The organism is Enterobacter genomosp. S (genome assembly GCF_001631805.1).
GTDB classification, from domain to species: domain Bacteria; phylum Pseudomonadota; class Gammaproteobacteria; order Enterobacterales; family Enterobacteriaceae; genus Enterobacter; species Enterobacter quasihormaechei.
Genome location: NZ_LVVA01000011.1, coordinates 1 through 21,282, shown reverse-complemented (window position 1 = coordinate 21,282; position 21,282 = coordinate 1). Strand labels below are relative to the sequence as shown.

At 54.8% G+C, this 21,282-nt stretch carries 19 protein-coding genes and 1 riboswitch; of the genes, 10 read left to right on the top strand and 9 right to left on the bottom strand.

Annotated features, from left to right (window positions below):
- Positions 1–38: 38 nt before the first annotated feature.
- The 10 genes from A3466_RS07585 (at position 39) to A3466_RS07540 (ending at position 8,824) form a co-directional block, all read left to right on the top strand.
- Positions 39–536, top strand: a complete 498-nt coding sequence (locus A3466_RS07585) for an Rsd/AlgQ family anti-sigma factor (RefSeq protein WP_063450076.1) — start codon at positions 39–41, stop codon at positions 534–536.
- Between the two features lie 54 nt (positions 537–590).
- Positions 591–700: riboswitch (TPP riboswitch) on the top strand.
- A gap of 79 nt (positions 701–779) precedes the next feature.
- The gene (gene thiC / locus A3466_RS07580; RefSeq protein ID WP_063450075.1) at positions 780–2,675 is read left to right on the top strand and encodes a phosphomethylpyrimidine synthase ThiC; all 1,896 of its coding nucleotides are present in this window, start codon (positions 780–782) and stop codon (positions 2,673–2,675) included.
- Positions 2,675–3,310 carry a thiamine phosphate synthase gene (gene thiE, locus A3466_RS07575; protein WP_063450074.1) on the top strand — a complete coding sequence of 212 codons (636 nt, stop codon included), beginning with the start codon at positions 2,675–2,677 and terminating at the stop codon, positions 3,308–3,310. The genes thiC and thiE overlap by 1 nt, the downstream gene beginning before the upstream one ends.
- Positions 3,303–4,058, top strand: a complete 756-nt coding sequence (gene thiF / locus A3466_RS07570; protein WP_063450073.1) for a thiazole biosynthesis adenylyltransferase ThiF — start codon at positions 3,303–3,305, stop codon at positions 4,056–4,058. Before thiE ends, thiF begins: the two co-directional genes overlap by 8 nt.
- On the top strand, positions 4,042–4,242 hold the full coding sequence (gene thiS / locus A3466_RS07565; RefSeq protein WP_063450072.1) for a sulfur carrier protein ThiS: 201 nt from the start codon (positions 4,042–4,044) through the stop codon (positions 4,240–4,242). Before thiF ends, thiS begins: the two co-directional genes overlap by 17 nt.
- A gap of 1 nt (position 4,243) precedes the next feature.
- Positions 4,244–5,011, top strand: a complete 768-nt coding sequence (gene thiG / locus A3466_RS07560) for a thiazole synthase (protein WP_063450071.1) — start codon at positions 4,244–4,246, stop codon at positions 5,009–5,011.
- Complete coding sequence (gene thiH, locus A3466_RS07555) at positions 5,011–6,144, top strand: 2-iminoacetate synthase ThiH (RefSeq protein WP_063450070.1); 1,134 nt, start codon at positions 5,011–5,013, stop codon at positions 6,142–6,144. Before thiG ends, thiH begins: the two co-directional genes overlap by 1 nt.
- A gap of 332 nt (positions 6,145–6,476) precedes the next feature.
- Positions 6,477–8,018 (top strand): sensor domain-containing diguanylate cyclase, encoded by a 1,542-nt coding sequence (locus A3466_RS07550; RefSeq protein ID WP_063450069.1) that lies wholly within the window; start codon positions 6,477–6,479, stop codon positions 8,016–8,018.
- Between the two features lie 180 nt (positions 8,019–8,198).
- Positions 8,199–8,507, top strand: a complete 309-nt coding sequence (locus A3466_RS07545; protein ID WP_010425948.1) for a PTS sugar transporter subunit IIB — start codon at positions 8,199–8,201, stop codon at positions 8,505–8,507.
- Positions 8,507–8,824, top strand: coding sequence for a PTS lactose/cellobiose transporter subunit IIA (locus A3466_RS07540; RefSeq protein ID WP_003862327.1), 318 nt, complete (start codon positions 8,507–8,509; stop codon positions 8,822–8,824). Before A3466_RS07545 ends, A3466_RS07540 begins: the two co-directional genes overlap by 1 nt.
- A 56-nt stretch (positions 8,825–8,880) precedes the next feature.
- Here A3466_RS07540 and rpoC read toward each other — a convergent pair whose 3' ends face one another.
- The 9 genes from rpoC to A3466_RS22245 form a co-directional block, all read right to left on the bottom strand.
- Positions 8,881–13,104 (bottom strand): DNA-directed RNA polymerase subunit beta', encoded by a 4,224-nt coding sequence (rpoC, locus tag A3466_RS07535; protein ID WP_006810528.1) that lies wholly within the window; start codon positions 13,102–13,104, stop codon positions 8,881–8,883.
- Between the two features lie 76 nt (positions 13,105–13,180).
- Entirely contained in the window at positions 13,181–17,209 is a 4,029-nt protein-coding gene (gene rpoB / locus A3466_RS07530; RefSeq protein ID WP_015569976.1) for a DNA-directed RNA polymerase subunit beta, read from the bottom strand.
- A gap of 319 nt (positions 17,210–17,528) precedes the next feature.
- On the bottom strand, positions 17,529–17,894 hold the full coding sequence (gene rplL / locus A3466_RS07525; RefSeq protein ID WP_002445276.1) for a 50S ribosomal protein L7/L12: 366 nt from the start codon (positions 17,892–17,894) through the stop codon (positions 17,529–17,531).
- A gap of 66 nt (positions 17,895–17,960) precedes the next feature.
- Positions 17,961–18,458, bottom strand: coding sequence for a 50S ribosomal protein L10 (rplJ, locus tag A3466_RS07520; RefSeq protein WP_003862338.1), 498 nt, complete (start codon positions 18,456–18,458; stop codon positions 17,961–17,963).
- Between the two features lie 289 nt (positions 18,459–18,747).
- Positions 18,748–19,452, bottom strand: a complete 705-nt coding sequence (gene rplA / locus A3466_RS07515) for a 50S ribosomal protein L1 (RefSeq protein WP_006810530.1) — start codon at positions 19,450–19,452, stop codon at positions 18,748–18,750.
- Positions 19,453–19,455: 3 nt separating this feature from the next.
- Positions 19,456–19,884, bottom strand: coding sequence for a 50S ribosomal protein L11 (gene rplK, locus A3466_RS07510; protein ID WP_003862340.1), 429 nt, complete (start codon positions 19,882–19,884; stop codon positions 19,456–19,458).
- Between the two features lie 156 nt (positions 19,885–20,040).
- On the bottom strand, positions 20,041–20,586 hold the full coding sequence (gene nusG / locus A3466_RS07505; protein WP_003862341.1) for a transcription termination/antitermination protein NusG: 546 nt from the start codon (positions 20,584–20,586) through the stop codon (positions 20,041–20,043).
- Position 20,587: 1 nt separating this feature from the next.
- Positions 20,588–20,971, bottom strand: a complete 384-nt coding sequence (gene secE / locus A3466_RS07500; RefSeq protein WP_001275693.1) for a preprotein translocase subunit SecE — start codon at positions 20,969–20,971, stop codon at positions 20,588–20,590.
- 227 nt (positions 20,972–21,198) lie between these two features.
- Positions 21,199–21,282 (bottom strand): hypothetical protein (locus A3466_RS22245; RefSeq protein ID WP_000740160.1); only part of this gene is annotated, 84 nt, incomplete at its 5' end.

Genomic DNA, 21,282 nt, shown 5'->3' with positions numbered 1-21,282 from the left:
GATAAGCAGATCCCATTCTAAACCTTATGGAGTCGACCATGTTAAACCAGCTGGAAAGCCTGACTGAGCGCGTTGGAGGAAGTAACACCCTGGTGGATCGCTGGCTACATGTGCGCAAGCATCTCCTTGTGGCGTATTACAATCTGGTTGGTCTTAAGCCTGGCAAAGAATCCTTTATGCGGCTGAATGAAAAAGCGCTGGATGATTTTTGTCAGAGCCTGGTCGACTACCTCTCCGACGGCCATTTCAACATTTATGAACGCATTATCCGCGAAATGGAAGGGACAACGCCGTATTTAGCGGCCAGCAAACTCTGTCCGCTGCTGGAAGCCAATACCCAGCAGATCATGGACTACTACGATTCCACGCTTGAGAACGCTATCGATCACGATAACTATCTTGAGTTCCAGCAGGCGCTGTCCGACCTGGGCGAAGCGCTGGAAGAGCGATTCACGCTGGAAGACAAGCTCATCGCCCTCGTGCTGGATAACAACCTGAATATCAGCAGCAGCGATAACGTTGTGCGCCCTGCTTGAGTTCTTAATCGTTAACGAGTAATTTACAACCAGTCGCCCCTCTGCGGAGGGGGATTTTTCTTGTCGGAGTGCCCAGTGTGTAAGCACGGGCTGAGACCGTTAATTCGGGATCCGCGGAACCTGATCAGGTTAATACCTGCGAAGGGAACAAGAGTCACGCTGCTGTTGTATCGCCCCTGGGGCGATCTCCTCTTGCTTCATCCGTCGTCTGACAAGCCATGTCCTTCACTTCTGGAATGAGCTATGTCTACAACAAAACTGACCCGCCGCGAACAGCGCGAACACGCGCAACGCTTCATCGACACCCTGGAAGGCACCGCTTTCCCGAACTCGAAACGCATCTACATCACCGGTTCACAGGCCGATATCCGCGTGCCAATGCGCGAAATCCAGCTCAGCCCGACGCTTATCGGCGGCAGCAAAGAGAACCCGCAGTATGAAGACAACGAAGCCGTGCCGGTGTACGACACCTCCGGCCCGTACGGCGATCCCTCTGTCGCCATCAACGTCCAGCAGGGTCTGGCAAAGCTGCGCCAGCCGTGGATTGACGCGCGTAACGACTGCGAAGAGCTGAGCGTGCGCAGCTCTGCGTACACCAAAGAACGTCTGGCCGACGACGGCCTGGACGAGCTGCGCTTTACCGGCCTGCTGACGCCAAAACGCGCCAGAGCGGGCAAATGCGTAACCCAGCTGCACTACGCGCGCCAGGGGATCGTCACGCCGGAGATGGAGTTCATCGCCATCCGCGAAAACATGGGCCGCGAGCGCATCCGCAGTGAAGTACTGCGCCACCAGCACCCGGGCGAAGGCTTCGGCGCTCGCCTGCCGGAAAACATCACGCCGGAGTTTGTGCGTGATGAAGTGGCTGCCGGGCGCGCCATTATCCCCGCCAACATCAACCACCCGGAATCGGAGCCGATGATTATCGGCCGCAACTTCCTGGTGAAGGTTAACGCCAACATCGGCAACTCTGCCGTCACCTCGTCCATCGAAGAAGAGGTGGAAAAGCTGGTCTGGTCGACGCGCTGGGGCGCGGACACGGTGATGGATCTCTCCACTGGCCGCTACATCCACGAAACCCGCGAGTGGATCCTGCGTAACAGCCCGGTGCCGATTGGCACCGTCCCGATTTATCAGGCGCTGGAGAAGGTCAACGGCATCGCCGAAAACCTCACCTGGGAAGCTTTCCGCGACACGCTGCTGGAGCAGGCGGAACAGGGCGTGGACTACTTCACCATCCACGCGGGCGTGCTGCTGCGCTACGTGCCGATGACGGCGAAACGTCTGACCGGCATCGTCTCGCGGGGTGGCTCCATCATGGCGAAATGGTGCCTGTCCCATCATCAGGAAAACTTCCTCTACGAGCACTTCCGCGAGATCTGCGAGATCTGCGCCGCGTACGACGTCTCCCTGTCGCTGGGCGACGGCCTGCGTCCGGGCTCCATCCGCGATGCCAACGACGAAGCGCAGTTTGCCGAGCTGCACACCCTGGGCGAGCTGACCAAAATCGCCTGGGAGTATGACGTGCAGGTGATGATTGAAGGCCCGGGCCACGTGCCGATGCAGATGATACGCCGCAACATGACCGAGGAGCTGGAGCACTGCCACGAAGCGCCGTTCTATACCCTGGGGCCGTTGACCACGGATATCGCACCGGGCTACGACCACTTCACCTCCGGGATTGGCGCGGCGATGATCGGCTGGTTCGGCTGCGCCATGCTCTGCTACGTGACGCCGAAAGAGCACCTCGGCCTGCCCAACAAAGAGGACGTTAAGCAGGGACTGATTACCTACAAGATTGCCGCCCACGCGGCGGATCTGGCGAAAGGCCATCCGGGCGCGCAAATCCGCGATAACGCCATGTCCAAAGCGCGCTTTGAATTCCGCTGGGAAGACCAGTTTAACCTGGCGCTGGATCCGTTCACCGCCCGCGCCTATCACGACGAGACCCTGCCGCAGGAGTCGGGCAAGGTGGCGCACTTCTGCTCCATGTGCGGGCCAAAATTCTGCTCGATGAAAATCAGCCAGGAGGTGCGGGATTACGCCGCCGCGCAGACCATTGAAGTCGGTATGGCGGACATGTCGGAAACCTTCCGCGCCAGAGGCGGCGAAATTTACCTCAAAAAAGAGGAGGCGTAATGTACAAGCCCGATTTCCCCTCCGTGCCCTTCCGCTTAGGGCTTTACCCGGTGGTGGACAGCGTGGAGTGGATCGCCCGCCTGCTGGAGGCCGGCGTTCGCACCCTCCAGCTGCGCATCAAGGATAAGCGCGATGAAGAGGTGGAGGCCGACGTCGTCGCCGCCATCGCGCTGGGGCATCGCTACACTGCTCGCCTGTTTATCAACGACTACTGGCGGCTGGCCGTTAAGCACCGGGCGTACGGCGTGCATTTGGGCCAGGAGGATCTGGAAACCACCGATCTGAACGCCATTCGCCAGGCTGGCCTGCGCCTTGGCGTTTCAACACACGATGATATGGAAATCGACGTGGCGCTGGCGGCACGCCCCTCCTACATCGCCCTCGGTCACGTTTTTCCGACGCAAACCAAGCAGATGCCTTCTGCCCCGCAGGGTCTGACGCAGCTGGCGAGCCACGTTAAGCGCCTTGCCGATTATCCTACCGTCGCCATCGGCGGGATCAGCCTTGAACGCGCCCCGGCGGTGCTGGAGACCGGCGTCGGCAGTATCGCCGTCGTCAGCGCTATCACCCAGGCGGCAGACTGGCAGGCCGCCACCGCGCAGCTTTTACAGCTGGCAGGAGCAGGCGATGAATGACCGCGATTTTATGCGCTACAGCCGCCAGATCCTGCTGGAGGATATCGCCATTGACGGGCAGCAAAAGCTGCTCGCCAGCCGGGTACTGATTGTCGGCCTGGGCGGATTAGGCGCCCCCGCCGCGCTGTATCTGGCCGGTGCGGGCGTGGGTACTCTGGTACTGGCCGATGACGATGAAGTACACCTCAGCAACCTGCAACGGCAAATCCTCTTCACGACAGAAGATGTTAACCAGCCTAAGGCGCAGGTTACGCGCCAGCGGCTGAACCAGCTTAATCCGGATATCGAACTGGTTGCGCTCCAGACGCGGCTTAGCGGGGACGAGCTGCAACGCGAAGTTGCTCTTGCCGACGCGGTGCTGGACTGCACAGACAACATGGCAACGCGTCAGGCCATCAACGCGGCCTGTGTTGCACAGAACACGCCGCTGATCACCGCCAGCGCGGTCGGTTTCGGCGGGCAGATAATGGTGCTTACGCCGCCGTGGGCGCAGGGCTGCTACCGCTGCCTGTGGCCGGACGAGGCTGAACCGGAGCGTAACTGCCGCACGGCAGGCATTCTTGGCCCGGTGGTGGGCGTGATGGGCACCCTCCAGGCACTGGAGGCCATCAAGCTGCTCAGCGGCATGGAGACAGCGCGCAACACGCTCCGGCTGTTCGACGCCCGTTCCGGCGGCTGGCGCCATCTGGCGTTAAGCCGCGCCAGCCACTGCCCGGTATGCGGAGGCCGCAATGCGCATTCTGTTTAACGATGAGCCGATGACGTGCGATGACGGTCTCACCGTTGCCGCCCTGCTCGACACGCTGCGCCAGCTGAAGCCGGGAACGGCGCTGGCGCTCAATCAACAGATCCTGCCGCGCGAGCAGTGGGAACGTCAGCAGGTCAATGAAGGCGACCAGATCCTGCTGTTTCAGGTTATCGCAGGGGGCTGAGATGTTACGTATTGCCGATAAAGTCTTTGATTCACATCTGTTTACCGGAACCGGAAAGTTCGCCTCCGCGCAGCTGATGGTGGATGCCATTCGCGAAAGCGGCAGCCAGCTGGTGACGCTGGCGATGAAGCGCGTGGACCTTCGCCAGCACAACGATGCCATTCTTGCACCGTTGCTGGAAGCCGGCGTCACGCTGCTGCCCAACACCTCCGGCGCGAAAACGGCCGAGGAGGCGATGTTCGCCGCACAGCTGGCCCGGGAAGCGCTCGGCACCCGCTGGCTGAAGCTGGAAATTCACCCGGATGCGCGCTGGCTGCTGCCGGACCCGATCGAGACCCTGAAAGCCGCAGAAAAGCTGGTGCAGCAGGGATTTACCGTCCTGCCTTACTGCGGCGCAGATCCCGTGCTGTGCAAGCGTCTGGAAGAGGTCGGCTGCGCCGCCGTCATGCCGTTGGGGGCGCCCATTGGCTCTAATCAGGGGCTCGAAACCCGCGCGATGCTGGAGATCATTATTGAGCAGGCTACCGTGCCCGTGGTGGTGGATGCGGGCATCGGCGTACCCAGCCACGCCGCGCAGGCGCTGGAAATGGGTGCCGATGCGGTGCTGGTCAATACCGCGATTGCGGTGGCCGACGATCCGGTGTTGATGGCGCGCGCGTTCCGCCTTGCGGTGGAGTCCGGTCTGATGGCACGGCAGTCCGGTCCAGGCTCGCGCAGCCTTCATGCACAGGCCACCAGCCCGCTGACCGGTTTTCTGGAGGCGCTCTGATGGCTACCTTTACCGATCGCTGGCGTCAGCTTCACTGGGACGATATTGCCTTACGCATCAACAGTAAAACGTCTGCGGACGTAGAGCGGGCGTTAACAGCCCGTCATCTGACCCGCGAGGATCTGATGGCCCTGCTCTCCCCGGCGGCCAGCGCCTATCTTGAACCAATGGCGCAGCGCGCCCAGCGCCTCACCCGGCAGCGCTTTGGCAACACGGTGAGCTTCTACGTCCCGCTCTATCTTTCGAACCTGTGCGCCAACGACTGTACCTATTGTGGCTTCTCCATGAGCAACCGCATTAAGCGTAAAACGCTGGATGAGCATGAGATCGCCCGCGAGTGTGACGCTATTCGTGAGATGGGATTTGAACATCTTCTGCTGGTGACGGGTGAACATCAGAGCAAAGTGGGGATGGACTATTTTCGCCAGCATCTTCCGGCCATTCGCCGCGAATTTGCCTCATTGCAGATGGAAGTTCAGCCGCTGTCGCAGGAGGAGTACGCGGAGCTGAAAACCCTCGGGCTGGACGGCGTAATGGTTTATCAGGAAACCTATCATGAGGCGACATATGCCCGGCATCACCTGAAAGGGAAGAAGCAGGATTTCTTCTTCCGGCTGGAAACGCCGGACAGGCTGGGGCGCGCCGGCATCGACAAAATTGGGCTGGGCGCGCTTATCGGTCTGTCTGACAGCTGGCGGGTGGATTGCTATATGGTGGCGGAGCATCTGCTGTGGCTACAACAGCACTACTGGCAAAGCCGCTATTCCATCTCGTTCCCGCGGCTGCGTCCGTGTACGGGAGGCGTTGAACCTGCCTCGATTATGGATGAGCGCCAGCTGGTGCAAACAATATGCGCCTTTCGTCTGTTCGCGCCCGAAGTGGAACTGTCGCTCTCCACCCGTGAATCCCCGGCGTTTCGCGACCGCGCGATCCCGCTGGCGATCAACAACGTCAGCGCCTTTTCCAAAACGCAGCCAGGCGGTTACGCGGACGATCGCCCGGAACTGGAACAGTTTACGCCTCACGACGGACGACGGCCCGAAGCGGTGGCGGAAGCACTGGCTGCACAGGGCCTACAGCCGGTGTGGAAAGACTGGGACAGCTGGCTGGGAAGAGCCTCGCATTTACGCTGAAACCGCCTGCAAAATCGCGAAAAGGTTACGAGGCAGCTCGTGAGATCAAAACCGGACGTTTGAGGAAATACGTCCGGTTTTCTTATGATTAACCCCGTCAGCAACGGACGCTGACCAGGGTGAAAATGCTTCTTCCTCGTTTCGCCCTGCCCTCCGCCTCTTAAAAAAATTTCAATCGTTAAAATAAATGCGACTTTTCTTAGCTACTCTTAAGATAAATCATCTCGTCGGAAGTCGCCTTCTGTATAATTTACTACCAGCAACCGGACAGCGACTATGCTGAGGATATCGACAGACGCAACGCGCCCACCATCTGGACTGATGTACAACTCATGGCACTCCACAGTAAAAAGCTCTCTTTTACCCGCCCCATTATGGTCAGCTTCGCGGGGATCCTCTTCAGCTTCGTGCTGATCGCGTTCCTGGTCATCCTTTCACAGCGAAAGGATTTTCTTGAGGATTATCATAAAATTAATGGTAACTTCACCCATAATCTGGCGGTGAACTATACCGAGTCCATTCTGCGGGAAAATGACTATATTCTTGGTCGCGCGGCGATGTACTACGCCCGTAATGACAGAGTGAATCAGACGATAAATATCGATCCGGCACACGGTTTGCAGATGTTAATGCATTTGCAGAATCTGATGCCGACGGTGTCGTCTATCTCTCTGGCGGACACGGAGGGGCGCCATCTGCGCGCGCCGGAAGTCCTGCCAACGGAGAAGAGTCAGACGTTCGATGCACGCACCCGCCCGTGGTTTATCGGGCAAGCGGAAGCCAGTAACTTTCCGCACTACACCCGCCCCTATCTGGACTATTTCACCCAACATCCCACCGTCACCCTCTATAAACCGGTCATTTCACCGGAAGGCCGTCTGAAGGGCACGCTCGCTTTCCACCTTGATTTAACCTCCATGGGGTATACCCTGCGCCAGATGGTAGCTCCCGTACAGGGTGAGTTTTTCGTCGTCGAACGTGACGGTGCCGTTGTGCTTCATCCGGACCCGGGGGCGCTCTTTAAGCAGTACGTCAGCGAAGCGCTGATGGACAAAATGACCAGCGGCGAAGGCTATCTCTTCGATTCCAAAAGCAAGACCTGGTATTACTACTACTCGTTCACCAATCCGGACTGGTTTGTGATTTATCGGGTCTCCGATGCCACGCTATCCGTCATCACCCGGCATGAAACCACCGTCGTCGGCTGGGGATTTGCGCTGGCGGCAATCATCATCATTCTGTTCGGACTGTATCTTCGTCATGCCTCACGTTCAGTGCTGATGAACATTATCAACGCCATCAAGACCGGAGACGTCAACCAGGCGCCACGTCTGGAGGCGATGCTCAGCCATACCATTCGAACCAATAAAGAACGAGAGCTGGCCTATGTCCGTCAGGCCACCCATGATGCGCTGACAGGCTGTAAAAACCGCCGAGCCTTCGACAACGATGTGGAAGCGTTGATGGCCGCTCATCAACCTTTCGCTCTGGCGCTGGTCGACATTGATAACTTCAAATCCATTAACGACACCTGGGGCCACCTGAGCGGGGATATCGTTCTGCGTAACGTGGCGCGCGAAGGCATTCAGATCATGCAGCCGCACCACGTCTCGGTTTATCGCTACGGTGGAGAAGAGTTCGGGGTGATTTTCCCGGCCGAGCTGATGAACTCCGCGCACGCGCTACTGGAAGCCTGGCGCACCGCCGTGGAAAAACGGACCTGGCGGGAAGAAAACCTGAAAGTGACCTTCAGCGCGGGGCTGGGTGAGTGGCACTTCGAACCTCTGGAACAATTTGTCGGTAGCGTAGATGAAGCGCTGTATACCGCTAAACAACAGGGTAAAAACCGCATCATAAGTACGGCCAGCCGATAATCTCCCTCCTCAAATTCTGCCCGTTCTGACGGGCAGAATGCTCTTCGGCGTTAAATTGTAACCGGTTTCAGAAAAATGCCGATTTCTTTGTGATGCCTGACACACAATCGCGGTAAAGCGGTTGTTGAAGCGCTCTGCACGGGATAATTATCAATAAACACATGTAGATCGAGGCTGACTATGAAGAACATCGTTTTATGCTGTGCAGCGGGAATGTCAACCAGCATGCTGGTTCAACGTATGAAAGATGCCGCGCAGAAAAAAGGAGTCGAAGTAACCATTAAAGCCGTTCCGGTCGCGGAATTTAAAGACAACATCGCGACGGCTGATATCGTATTACTGGGGCCACAGGTGAAATACGAACAGGCAAAACTCCAGGCGCAGGCCGATCCGCTCGGGAAAAAGGTCGCGGTCATCGACATGATGGATTACGGCATGATGAAAGGTGATGCCGTACTGGAAAAAGCGCTTAAACTGCTGGAGTCATAATGGAAGACTTAGAAACCACCATCATGGAGCTATTGGTCAATGCAGGTGCGGCGCGCAGTGCGGCCCTGACAGCGTTGCAAATGGCACGAAAAGGCGACTTTGACGAAGCCGAAAAAGCGATGGAAGAGTCGCGCGAGTATGTGAAACATGCGCATACGATCCAGACGCAGCTCATCGGGCTCGATGAAGGGACAGGAAAACTTCCGGTTAACCTGATCACCGTTCACTCTCAGGACCACCTGATGAACGCGATGGTTATCCAGGATCTGGCGGGCGACATGATTGAGCTTTATCGACGCATCCCGCTGGTGAACTGAAAATGCAGATATAAAAAAACCCGCCGAGGCGGGTTTTTTATTTACGGCATCAACGATTACTCGTTGTCGGAACCGCCCAGACCTGCGTTCAGCAGTTCTGCAAGGCTCGCGGATGCATCTTCGGCAGTTACCTGCGGTGCAGCTGGCAGCTCGCCCGCTGCGCGACGACGCATACGATCCTGGTGGTACGCATAACCGGTACCGGCCGGGATCAGACGACCCACGATAACGTTCTCTTTCAGACCGCGCAGTTCATCACGTTTACCCGCAACAGCCGCTTCGGTCAGGACACGCGTGGTTTCCTGGAACGATGCTGCGGAGATGAAGGACTCGGTTGCCAGAGACGCTTTGGTGATACCCAGCAGATCGCGTGCGAAGGTCGCACCGATTTTGCCGTTCGCTTCCAGATCGCGGTTAGCGATCTTAACGCGTGAGTATTCAACCTGCTCGCCTTCCAGGAAGTCGGAGCTGCCCGCGTTTTCGATGGTGGCTTTACGCAGCATCTGACGAACGATAACTTCGATGTGTTTATCGTTAATCTTAACGCCTTGCAGACGGTATACGTCCTGTACTTCGTTAACGATGTAACGAGTAACAGCATGCACACCACGCAGACGCAGGATGTCGTGCGGCGCTTCTGGACCGTCGGAAACCACGTCACCACGTTCTACGCGTTCACCTTCGAACACGTTGAGCTGACGCCACTTAGGAATCATCTCTTCGTACGGCTCGCTGCCATCTACAGGCGTGATAACCAGACGGCGCTTACCTTTGGTCTCTTTACCGAAGGAGATGATACCGCTGATTTCAGCCAGGATTGCAGGCTCTTTCGGACGACGTGCTTCGAACAGGTCCGCAACGCGTGGCAGACCACCGGTGATGTCCTTGGTACCGCCGGATTCCTGAGGAATACGCGCCAGGGTGTCACCAGAGCTGATCTGTACGCCATCTTCCAGCTGTACAATCGCTTTACCCGGCAGGAAGTACTGCGCAGGCATATCGGTACCCGGGATCAGAACGTCGTTACCCTGAGCATCAACGATTTTCAGTGCAGGACGCAGATCTTTACCGCCGGTAGTACGTTCAGCAGAATCCAGAACCACCAGAGAAGACAGACCGGTCAGCTCGTCGGTCTGACGAGTAATGGTCTGGCCGTCGATCATGTCAGTAAAGCGGATGAAACCACTTACTTCGGTGATTACCGGCATGGTGTGTGGATCCCAGTTTGCAACGGTTTCACCGCCGGCAACCTGCTCGCCATCACCTTTCGCCATAACCGCACCGTAAGGCACTTTATAGCTCTCTTTGGTACGACCGAATTCGTCGATCAGCTTCAGCTCGGTGTTACGAGAGGTCACAACCAGCTTGCCTGCGGAGTTAACAACAGACTTCGCGTTGCTGAGCTTGATGCTACCTTTGTTTTTCACCTGGATGCTGGATTCAGCAGCCGCACGAGATGCCGCACCACCGATGTGGAACGTACGCATCGTCAGCTGTGTACCCGGCTCACCGATGGACTGTGCCGCGATAACGCCGATCGCTTCACCTTTGTTGATGATGTGGCCACGCGCCAGGTCACGACCGTAGCAGTGCGCACACACACCAAAGTCGGTGTCACAGGATACAACGGAACGAACCTTCACGGAGTCAACAGAGTTCGCTTCCAGCAGGTCACACCACTGTTCGTGCAGCAGGGTGTTGCGTGGAACCAGAATGTCTGCGGTGCCCGGCTTCAGAATGTCTTCCGCGGTCACACGACCCAGTACGCGATCGCGCAGCGGCTCTTTAACATCACCACCCTCGATAACCGGGGTCATGGTGATACCTTCGAGGGTGCCACAATCGTCTTCAGTCACAACCAGATCCTGCGCAACGTCAACCAGACGACGCGTCAGATAACCGGAGTTCGCAGTTTTCAGTGCGGTATCCGCCAGACCTTTACGCGCACCGTGCGTGGAGATGAAGTACTGGAGTACGTTCAGACCTTCACGGAAGTTCGCGGTGATTGGCGTTTCGATGATGGAACCATCTGGCTTCGCCATCAGACCACGCATACCTGCCAGCTGACGAATCTGTGCCGCAGAACCACGCGCACCGGAGTCGGCCATCATGTAGATGCTGTTGAAGGAAACCTGCTGCTCTTCGACGCCGTCACGGTTAATCACGGTTTCGGTTTGCAGGTTGTCCATCATCGCTTTGGATACACGATCGTTCGCCGCAGCCCAGATATCGATAACTTTGTTGTAGCGTTCGCCCGCGGTTACCAGACCAGACTGGAACTGCTCCTGGATCTCAGCAACTTCAGCTTCCGCTTCAGAGATGATCTCGTGTTTCTTCTCTGGGATGACCATGTCATCGATACCAACAGATGCACCTGAACGCGCTGCATAAGCAAAGCCGGTGTACATTGTCTGGTCAGCGAAGATAACGGTCGGCTTCAGACCCAGAATGCGGTAACAGGTGTTCAGCATTTTGGAGATCGCTTTCTTGCCCAGCGCCTGGTTGACGATGGAGAAAGGCAGACCTTTCGGTACGATCATCCACAGAATCGCACGGCCAACGGTCGTGTCTTTCAGGCTGGTGTGCGCAACGAATTCGCCGTTTTCATCTTTTTCGTATTCGGTGATACGCACTTTAACGCGCGCATGCAGAGAGGCCAGGCCAGCACGATAAATACGCTCAGCTTCTTTAGGGCCAGTCAGCACCATGCCTTCGCCTTTGGCGTTAACACAGTCACGGGTCATGTAGTACAGACCCAGTACAACGTCCTGAGAAGGAACGATGATTGGCTCACCGTTCGCTGGAGACAGGATGTTGTTGGTAGACATCATCAGCGCACGCGCTTCGAGCTGGGCTTCCAGCGTCAGCGGTACGTGAACAGCCATCTGGTCACCATCGAAGTCGGCGTTATAAGCCGCACAAACCAGCGGGTGCAGCTGGATAGCTTTACCTTCGATCAGTACTGGCTCAAATGCCTGGATACCCAGACGGTGCAGGGTTGGTGCACGGTTCAGCAGTACCGGGTGCTCGCGGATCACTTCGTCCAGGATATCCCAAACGACAGCTTCTTCACGCTCAACCATTTTCTTAGCGGCTTTGATGGTGGTGGCGAGGCCACGCAGCTCCAGCTTGCCGTAGATGAACGGTTTGAACAGCTCCAGTGCCATTTTCTTCGGCAGACCGCACTGATGCAGACGCAGGTATGGACCTACGGTGATTACAGAACGACCGGAGTAGTCAACACGCTTACCGAGCAGGTTCTGACGGAAACGACCCTGCTTACCTTTGATCATGTCGGCCAAAGATTTCAGAGGACGTTTGTTCGAACCGGTGATCGCACGACCGCGACGACCGTTATCCAACAGGGCATCAACTGCTTCCTGAAGCATACGTTTTTCGTTGCGTACGATGATGTCCGGCGCAGCCAGATCCAGCAGACGTTTCAGACGGTTGTTACGGTTGATTACGCGACGGTACAGATCGTTTAGATCTGACGTTGCGAAACGACCACCATCCAGCGGAACCAGCGGACGCAGATCTGGCGGCAGAACCGGCAGAACGGTCAGGATCATCCACTCTGGCTTGTTACCAGACTGAACGAACGCTTCCAGCAGTTTGATACGCTTAGTCAGCTTTTTACGCTTGGTTTCGGAGTTGGTTTCGTTCAGCTCTTCGCGCAGCGTTTCACACTCTTGCTCCAGATCCATGCTCTTCAGCAGGGCCTGAATAGCTTCCGCACCCATCTTCGCGTCAAATTCGTCACCGAACTCTTCCAGCGCGTCCAGATACTGTTCTTCGGTCAGGATCTGGTTACGTTCCAGATTCGTCATCCCGCCTTCGATAACCACATAAGATTCGAAGTACAGAACACGTTCGATATCGCGCAGCGGCATATCCAGCAGCAGGCCGATACGGGACGGCAGAGATTTCAGGAACCAGATGTGAGCGGTCGGAGACGCCAGCTCGATGTGGCCCATACGCTCACGGCGTACTTTGGTCTGGGTCACTTCAACGCCGCACTTCTCACAGATCACACCACGGTGTTTCAGGCGCTTGTACTTACCGCACAGGCACTCGTAGTCTTTTACTGGCCCGAAAATACGCGCACAGAAAAGGCCGTCACGCTCAGGTTTGAACGTACGGTAGTTAATGGTTTCCGGCTTTTTAACTTCACCGAAAGACCATGAACGGATCATGTCTGGCGAAGCCAGAGCAATTTTGATCGCATCAAACTCTTCGGTTTTAGTTTGCGCTTTCAGAAACTTTAATAAGTCTTTCACGGATTTGCTCCCGTCGGAGTTAGCACACTCTGCTGTCGGGCGTTAACCCGACAGCAGTGACCTGTTTGAGCGAGAATTACTCGTCTTCCAGTTCGATGTTGATACCCAGCGAACGAATCTCTTTCAACAGTACGTTGAAGGATTCTGGCATGCCCGGCTCCATCTGATGGTTGCCGTCTACGATGTTTTTATACATCTTAGTACGACCGTTCACGTCATCAGACTTAACGGTGAGCATTTCCTGCAAGGTGTATGCTGCGCCGTATGCTTCCAGCGCCCACACTTCCATCTCCCCGAAGCGCTGACCACCGAACTGAGCCTTACCACCCAGCGGCTGCTGAGTAACCAGGCTGTAAGAACCGGTAGAACGAGCGTGCATCTTGTCGTCGACCAGGTGGTTCAGTTTCAGCATGTACATGTAACCTACGGTTACCGGACGCTCGAACTGTTCACCGGTACGGCCGTCAAACAGCGTAATCTGACCAGACGTTGGCAGACCACCCAGTTGCAGCAGCTCTTTGATTTCAGCTTCTTTTGCACCGTCGAATACCGGCGTTGCAATTGGCATACCTTTGCGCAGGTTCTCTGCCAGACGCAGCACTTCTTCATCGCTGAAGGTGTTCAGGTCGACTTTCTGACGAACGTCGGTACCCAGATCGTAGGCACGCTGGATGAACTCGCGCAGTTTCGCGACTTCCTGCTGCTGTTTCAGCATGGCGTTGATCTTGTCGCCGATACCTTTCGCAGCCATACCCAGGTGGGTTTCCAGAATCTGACCGATGTTCATACGAGACGGTACGCCCAGCGGGTTCAGTACGATATCTACCGGCGTACCGTTAGCATCGTGCGGCATATCTTCGATCGGGTTGATCTTAGAGATAACACCCTTGTTACCGTGACGACCTGCCATCTTATCACCAGGCTGGATCTGACGTTTAACAGCCAGATAGACCTTAACAATCTTCAGCACGCCTGGTGCCAGATCGTCGCCCTGAGTGATTTTACGGCGTTTCGCTTCGAGTTTTTTCTCGAACTCGTGTTTCAGTTCGTCATACTGCTCAGCCAGCTGTTCCAGCTGATTTTGTTTCTCTTCGTCGGTCAGGCCCAGTTCCAGCCAGCGATCGCGTGGCAGTTTGTCGAGCTTCTCAGCTTCAACGCCACCGGCAACCAGCACCGCATAGATACGGCTGAACAGACCTGCTTCGAGGATCTGCAATTCTTCAGACAGGTCTTTCTTCGCCTGTTTGAGCTGCATCTCTTCGATTTCCAGCGCACGCTTATCTTTCTCAACGCCATCACGAGTGAAGACCTGAACGTCGATAACCGTACCGGAAACACCGTTTGGTACGCGCAGAGAAGAGTCTTTAACGTCAGACGCTTTCTCACCGAAGATAGCACGCAGCAGTTTCTCTTCTGGAGTCAGCTGGGTTTCACCTTTCGGCGTCACCTTACCTACCAGAATGTCACCGCCGGTGACTTCCGCACCGATGTAAACAATACCGGATTCATCCAGTTTGGAGAGCGCAGCTTCACCCACGTTAGGGATGTCGGCAGTGATCTCTTCTGGCCCCAGCTTGGTGTCACGGGACACACAGGCCAGTTCCTGAATGTGGATGGTGGTGAAACGATCTTCCTGAACCACACGCTCGGAGACGAGGATGGAGTCTTCGAAGTTGTAACCGTTCCACGGCATGAACGCTACGCGCATGTTCTGACCGAGCGCCAGTTCACCGAGGTCGGTGGACGGACCGTCTGCCAGCACGTCGCCGCGCTCAACTGGCTCACCCAGAGATACGCAAGGCATCTGGTTGATACAGGTGTTCTGGTTAGAACGGGTGTATTTGGTCAGGTTGTAGATGTCGATACCCGCTTCGCCCGGATACATCTCGTCTTCGTTAACTTTGATAACGATACGGGATGCGTCAACGTACTGAACGGTACCGCCACGCTTAGCCACTGCTGTAACACCGGAGTCAACGGCAACAGCACGTTCCATACCGGTACCAACCAGCGGCTTATCAGCACGCAGAGTTGGAACGGCCTGACGTTGCATGTTCGCACCCATCAATGCACGGTTGGCGTCATCGTGTTCCAGGAACGGGATCAGGGACGCACCGACGGATACCACCTGCTGGGTGGAAACGTCCATGTAGTCAACCTGATCGCGGCTGAACAAGCTGGATTCGCCTTTGCTACGGCAGGTAACCAGATCTTCTACAAAGTGGCCTTCGTCATCCAGGTTGGAGTTCGCCTGAGCGATAACGTAGTTGCCTTCTTCGATAGCAGACAGGTAATGAATTTCGTCGGTAACCACACCGTCGGTCACTTTACGATACGGGGTCTCAAGGAAACCGTATTCGTTTGTCTGTGCATACACGGACAGGGAGTTGATCAGACCGATGTTTGGACCTTCAGGCGTTTCGATTGGACATACGCGACCGTAGTGAGTCGGGTGTACGTCTCGAACTTCAAAGCCTGCACGTTCACGGGTCAGACCGCCTGGGCCGAGTGCAGAGATACGACGTTTGTGCGTGATCTCAGACAGCGGGTTGTTCTGGTCCATGAACTGAGACAGCTGGCTGGAACCAAAGAACTCTTTCACTGCCGCAGAAATCGGCTTGGCGTTGATCATATCCTGAGGCATCAGGGTATCCAGATCGCCCAGAGACAGACGCTCTTTCACCGCACGTTCTACACGTACCAAGCCAACGCGGAACTGGTTTTCCGCCATTTCGCCAACGGAACGGATACGACGGTTGCCGAGGTGGTCGATATCGTCCACTTCGCCTTTGCCGTTACGGATATCGATGAGCTTCTTCATCACTTCGATGATGTCGTCTTTGCTCAGGATACCGGAACCTTCGATCTCGTCGCGCAGCAGAGAACGGTTGAACTTCATACGACCTACCGCGGACAGATCGTAGCGGTCTTCGGAGAAGAACAGGTTCTCGAACAGGCTTTCAGCCGCTTCGCGAGTTGGTGGCTCACCAGGACGCATCATGCGGTAGATTTCGACCAGCGCGCTCAGACGATCGTTGGTTGGGTCGACGCGTACAGTCTCAGAGATGTACGGACCGTGGTCCAGATCGTTGGTGAACAGCGTTTCGATACGTTTGTGGCCAGACTGGCTCAGCTTAGCCAGCAGATCCAGGCTCAGCTCCATGTTCGCCGGGCAGATCAGCTCGCCAGTTGATTCATCAACGTAATCTTTCGCGGCTACTTTTCCTGCAATGTATTCAACCGGAACTTCGATGTGTTTGATATCATCTTTTTCCAGCTGGCGGATGTGGCGCGCGGTGATACGGCGACCTTTTTCCACATACACTTTGCCGTCGGCTTCGATGTCGAACGACGCGGTCTCACCACGCAGACGTTCCGGCACCAATTCCATCTGCAACTTGTTGTCGCGGATTTCAAAGATCACTTTCTCAAAGAACAGGTCCAGGATCTGCTCAGTGGTATAGTTCAGTGCACGCAGAATGATGGTTGCAGGCAGTTTACGACGACGGTCGATACGGACAAACAGGTTGTCTTTTGGATCGAATTCGAAGTCCAGCCATGAACCACGGTAAGGAATGATGCGTGCGTTATACAGTACTTTACCGGAAGAGTGCGTTTTACCTTTATCGCTGTCGAAGAAGACGCCCGGGCTACGGTGCAGCTGGGAAACGATAACACGCTCAGTACCGTTGATAACGAAAGTACCGTTGTCCGTCATGAGTGGAATTTCACCCATGTAGACTTCTTGTTCTTTAATGTCTTTTACGGTGCCTTCCGGCGCTTCGCGCTCGTAGATCACCAGACGCAGTTTTACGCGCAGCGGTGCGGAATAGGTCACGCCACGGATTTGACATTCCTGAACGTCAAACACCGGTTCGCCAAGGCGGTAGCTGACGTACTGCAGCTCGGAATTACCGCTGTAGCTCTGAATCGGGAACACGGAACGGAAGGCTGCTTCCAGGCCGTACTGCCCTTCAGGATCTTGCTCGATAAACTTCTGGAACGAGTCAAGCTGGATAGAAAGGAGATATGGAATGTCCAGAACTTGTGGACGTTTACCAAAATCCTTACGAATACGTTTTTTCTCGGTATAGGAGTAAACCATAGGGTTCCTCAGCTCGCTGACAAGTCGACCCATCTGTCCGACGAAGGGACAGTTTGTGCAACACCATTTTGTGGACCGGAAAATTGAATACTTTCCGCAATACCTGTTGCTATCACGCTTAAACCATTTCATTGCGATTTACACAGAGCGAGCACCCTGTCGCAGTATATTAAGTCGTCGATAGAAACAAGCATTGTCAGGACAACCAGCAGTCAAACAGTGTGAAATGCTGCTGATGCCTTACAGCGCAAAAAGGCTGGTGACTAAAAAGTCACCAGCCATCAGCCTAATTGCTTAGGCTGCAACCAGAAAAGTTGGCTTATTTAACTTCAACTTCAGCGCCAGCTTCTTCCAGAGATTTTTTCAGTGCTTCTGCGTCGTCTTTGCTCACGCCTTCTTTCAGCGCAGCTGGAGCAGATTCTACCAGGTCTTTAGCTTCTTTCAGACCCAGGCCAGTTGCGCCACGTACTGCTTTGATTACAGCAACTTTGTTCGCGCCAGCAGCTTTCAGAATTACGTCGAATTCAGTTTTTTCTTCAGCAGCTTCAGCCGGGCCCGCAGCTACAGCTACAGCAGCAGCAGCAGAAACACCGAATTTTTCTTCCATTGCAGATACCAGCTCTACAACGTCCATTACGGACATAGCTGCAACTGCTTCAATGATTTGATCTTTAGTGATAGACATTTAAATTGTTCCTGAAAATCAGAATAAGTTTATACGTAAGCAAATGCTTTATAAAGATAACTGCGATTAAGCAGCTTCTTTCGCATCGCGTACAGCAGCCAGAGTGCGAACCAGTTTGCCAGCCGCAGCTTCTTTCATGGTTGCCATCAGGCGTGCAATTGCTTCTTCGTAGGTCGGCAGGGTTGCCAGGCGATCGATTTGCGATGCCGGGATCAACTCACCTTCAAAGGCTGCAGCTTTGACCTCAAATTTTGCATTCGCTTTCGCGAACTCTTTGAACAGACGAGCAGCAGCGCCCGGGTGTTCCATAGAGTATGCAATCAGGGTCGGACCAACAAACGTGTCTTTCAGGCACTCGAACTGAGTACCTTCAACTACGCGACGCAGCAGGGTGTTACGAACAACACGCATGTATACGCCAGCTTCACGACCTGCTTTACGCAGTTCAGTCATTTTGTCTACAGTAACGCCACGGGAATCCGCAACTACTGCAGACAGCGCGCCTTTGGCTACTTCGCTGACTTCAGCAACAATCGCTTGTTTGTCTTGAAGATTTAAAGCCATTAGCTTTGCTCCTGGATGTTTGCCGGAACTCATGTTCCGGAACTCACTTCACTCAACCCAACGGGAAGAGCGTCTTAATACGGTGAGCAGAAACAAGCCAGAGTATTTAAAATAATCTTAGCGTTCTGTCACCGTCTACGCAGGGGATTAAGTTTCTTGCGAAACACCTGCGGTCTTCGACGGAGGCCTGGATAGGCCAGGCTCCAACGAACAATTCTTTTAGCCGCTAACTTTTGTTAGCAAACGTGGGGGTAAGATTGTAGACAAAATCACCGCCCACGTAAAGGCATTAGTTTGCAGCAGCGCTCAGGCCAGCCTGGTCAACTGCAACACCTGCACCCATGGTGGTGGAGATGCTAACTTTCTTGATGTACACGCCTTTCGCCTGAGTTGGTTTAGCTTTTTTCAGCGCAACCAGCAGAGCTTCCAGGTTTTCTTTCAGTTTGTCAGCGTCAAAGTCCACTTTACCGATGGTGGTGTGGATGATGCCGTTTTTGTCGTTACGGTAACGAACCTGACCTGCTTTAGCGTTCTTAACCGCTTCAGCAACGTTAGGCGTTACAGTACCCACTTTCGGGTTTGGCATCAGGCCGCGTGGACCCAGAACCTGGCCCAGTTGGCCAACAACGCGCATTGCATCTGGAGAAGCAATAACAACGTCAAAGTTCATTTCGCCTTTCTTGATCTGATCAGCCAGATCTTCCATACCTACCAGTTCAGCGCCGGCAGCTTTAGCAGCTTCAGCGTTTGCACCCTGAGCAAATACAGCTACGCGAACGGAACGGCCAGTACCGTGTGGCAGTACAGTTGCGCCACGAACGTTCTGATCGGATTTACGAGCGTCGATGCCCAGGTTAACGGCAACGTCAACGCTTTCAACGAACTTAGCAGTAGCCAGTTCTTTCAGCAGAGCGATAGCTTCGTTGATGTCGTACTGTTTGGTCGCATCAACTTTGTCACGGATCACGGACATGCGCTTGGTCAGTTTAGCCATTTCTTAGTCCTCCACTACCAGGCCCATGGAACGTGCAGTACCTTCGATGGAGCGAGTCATCGCTTCAATGTCGGAACCAGTCATGTCGGCAGCTTTGGTCTGCGCGATTTCCTGCAACTGAGCGCGGGAAATTTTACCCACTTTGTCTTTGTTCGGCTTACCGGAACCAGACTTGATACCAGCCGCTTTCTTCAGCAGAACTGCTGCTGGAGGGGTTTTGGTAACGAAAGTGAAAGAACGGTCAGCGTAAACAGTGATTACAACTGGAATTGGCAGACCTTTTTCCATGGATTCGGTTTTGGCGTTGAACGCTTTACAGAATTCCATGATGTTCACACCCTGCTGACCCAGAGCTGGACCAACTGGTGGACTTGGGTTCGCCATACCTGCTGCAACCTGCAGCTTGACGTAGGCTTGTACTTTCTTAGCCATTCTAAAATCCTCTGATTGGGTAATAACGCCTCGGAGAGGCTCCCCGTGAATAAAATTCGTTTTACGGGCCGGGACCCATAAAAACAAAAGGCGCGAAATTGTATTCCAATCTCGCGCCTTGTGCAACGGTTAAATCGTCGCTTTTTTGATCGCTGCTTAGGCTTTTTCTACCTGGGCAAAGTCCAGTTCTACCGGGGTCGCACGACCGAAGATAGATACGGAAACTTTCAGGCGGGACTTCTCGTAGTCCACTTCTTCGACGACGCCGTTAAAGTCAGCAAACGGACCGTCGTTAACACGAACCATCTCACCCGGTTCAAACAGCGTTTTCGGACGCGGCTTATCACCAACCTGCTGGAGGCGGTTCATAATCGCATCAACTTCTTTGTCGCTGATTGGCGCCGGACGGTCAGATGTGCCGCCGATAAAGCCCATCACGCGCGGTACGCTGCGCACCAGGTGCCAGCTCGCGTCGTTCATCACCATCTGAACCAGCACGTAACCCGGGAAGAATTTACGCTCGCTTTTGCGACGCTGGCCGCCACGGATCTCGACCACTTCTTCGGTCGGCACCATGACTTCGCCAAATAACTCTTCCATATTATGTAATTTGATATGCTCACGCAGCGACGTAGCTACGCGGCCTTCAAAACCGGAAAACGCCTGAACGACGTACCAGCGCTTTTTAGGGGCTTCAGACATCTCAGAACCTCAGGCCAGTGATAAAGGATACCAGGCGAACCAGAATACCATCCAGTCCCCACAGGATCAGTGACATTACAGCGGTTACCGCCGCTACAATCAGCGTGGTGTGCAATGTTTCCTGGCGAGTCGGCCAAATGACCTTGCGGACTTCGGTACGCGCTTCGCGGGCAAACGCAACGGTCGCTTTGCCTTTTGTCGTCAACAGCGCGACACCACCCGCCGCAGCAATCAGAATTACCACTGCAAGCGCGCGTAGCGGCAGCATCATGTCACGATAAAGATAGTTGCCGACAATCGCCACAATCAGCAGCACGGCTACAACTATCCATTTCATCGCTTCCAGGCCGCGCCCGCTCCCTTGAGCTTCGGTATTCGCACTCATAAACCAACCTGTCAGAAGTATTCTACAAACATTTTCACCCCGCGAGTGCGAGGCAAACCAATCGAAATGCTATTCGCTTTTCGTATTATACGCTCTCCGCAGAGCCTGTCTCAGCAATGATTATGACAAAATTAATCACTGATGAGCCAGGTTCTGATGTGAAAGCGTGCAAAAAGGGCATCAAATGATGCCCTTTTATTGCGCATTGCGTCAAATGTTATCAGCGATTAGCCGAGAACTTTAGCAACAACGCCCGCGCCAACGGTACGGCCGCCTTCACGGATTGCGAAACGCAGACCGTCGTCCATCGC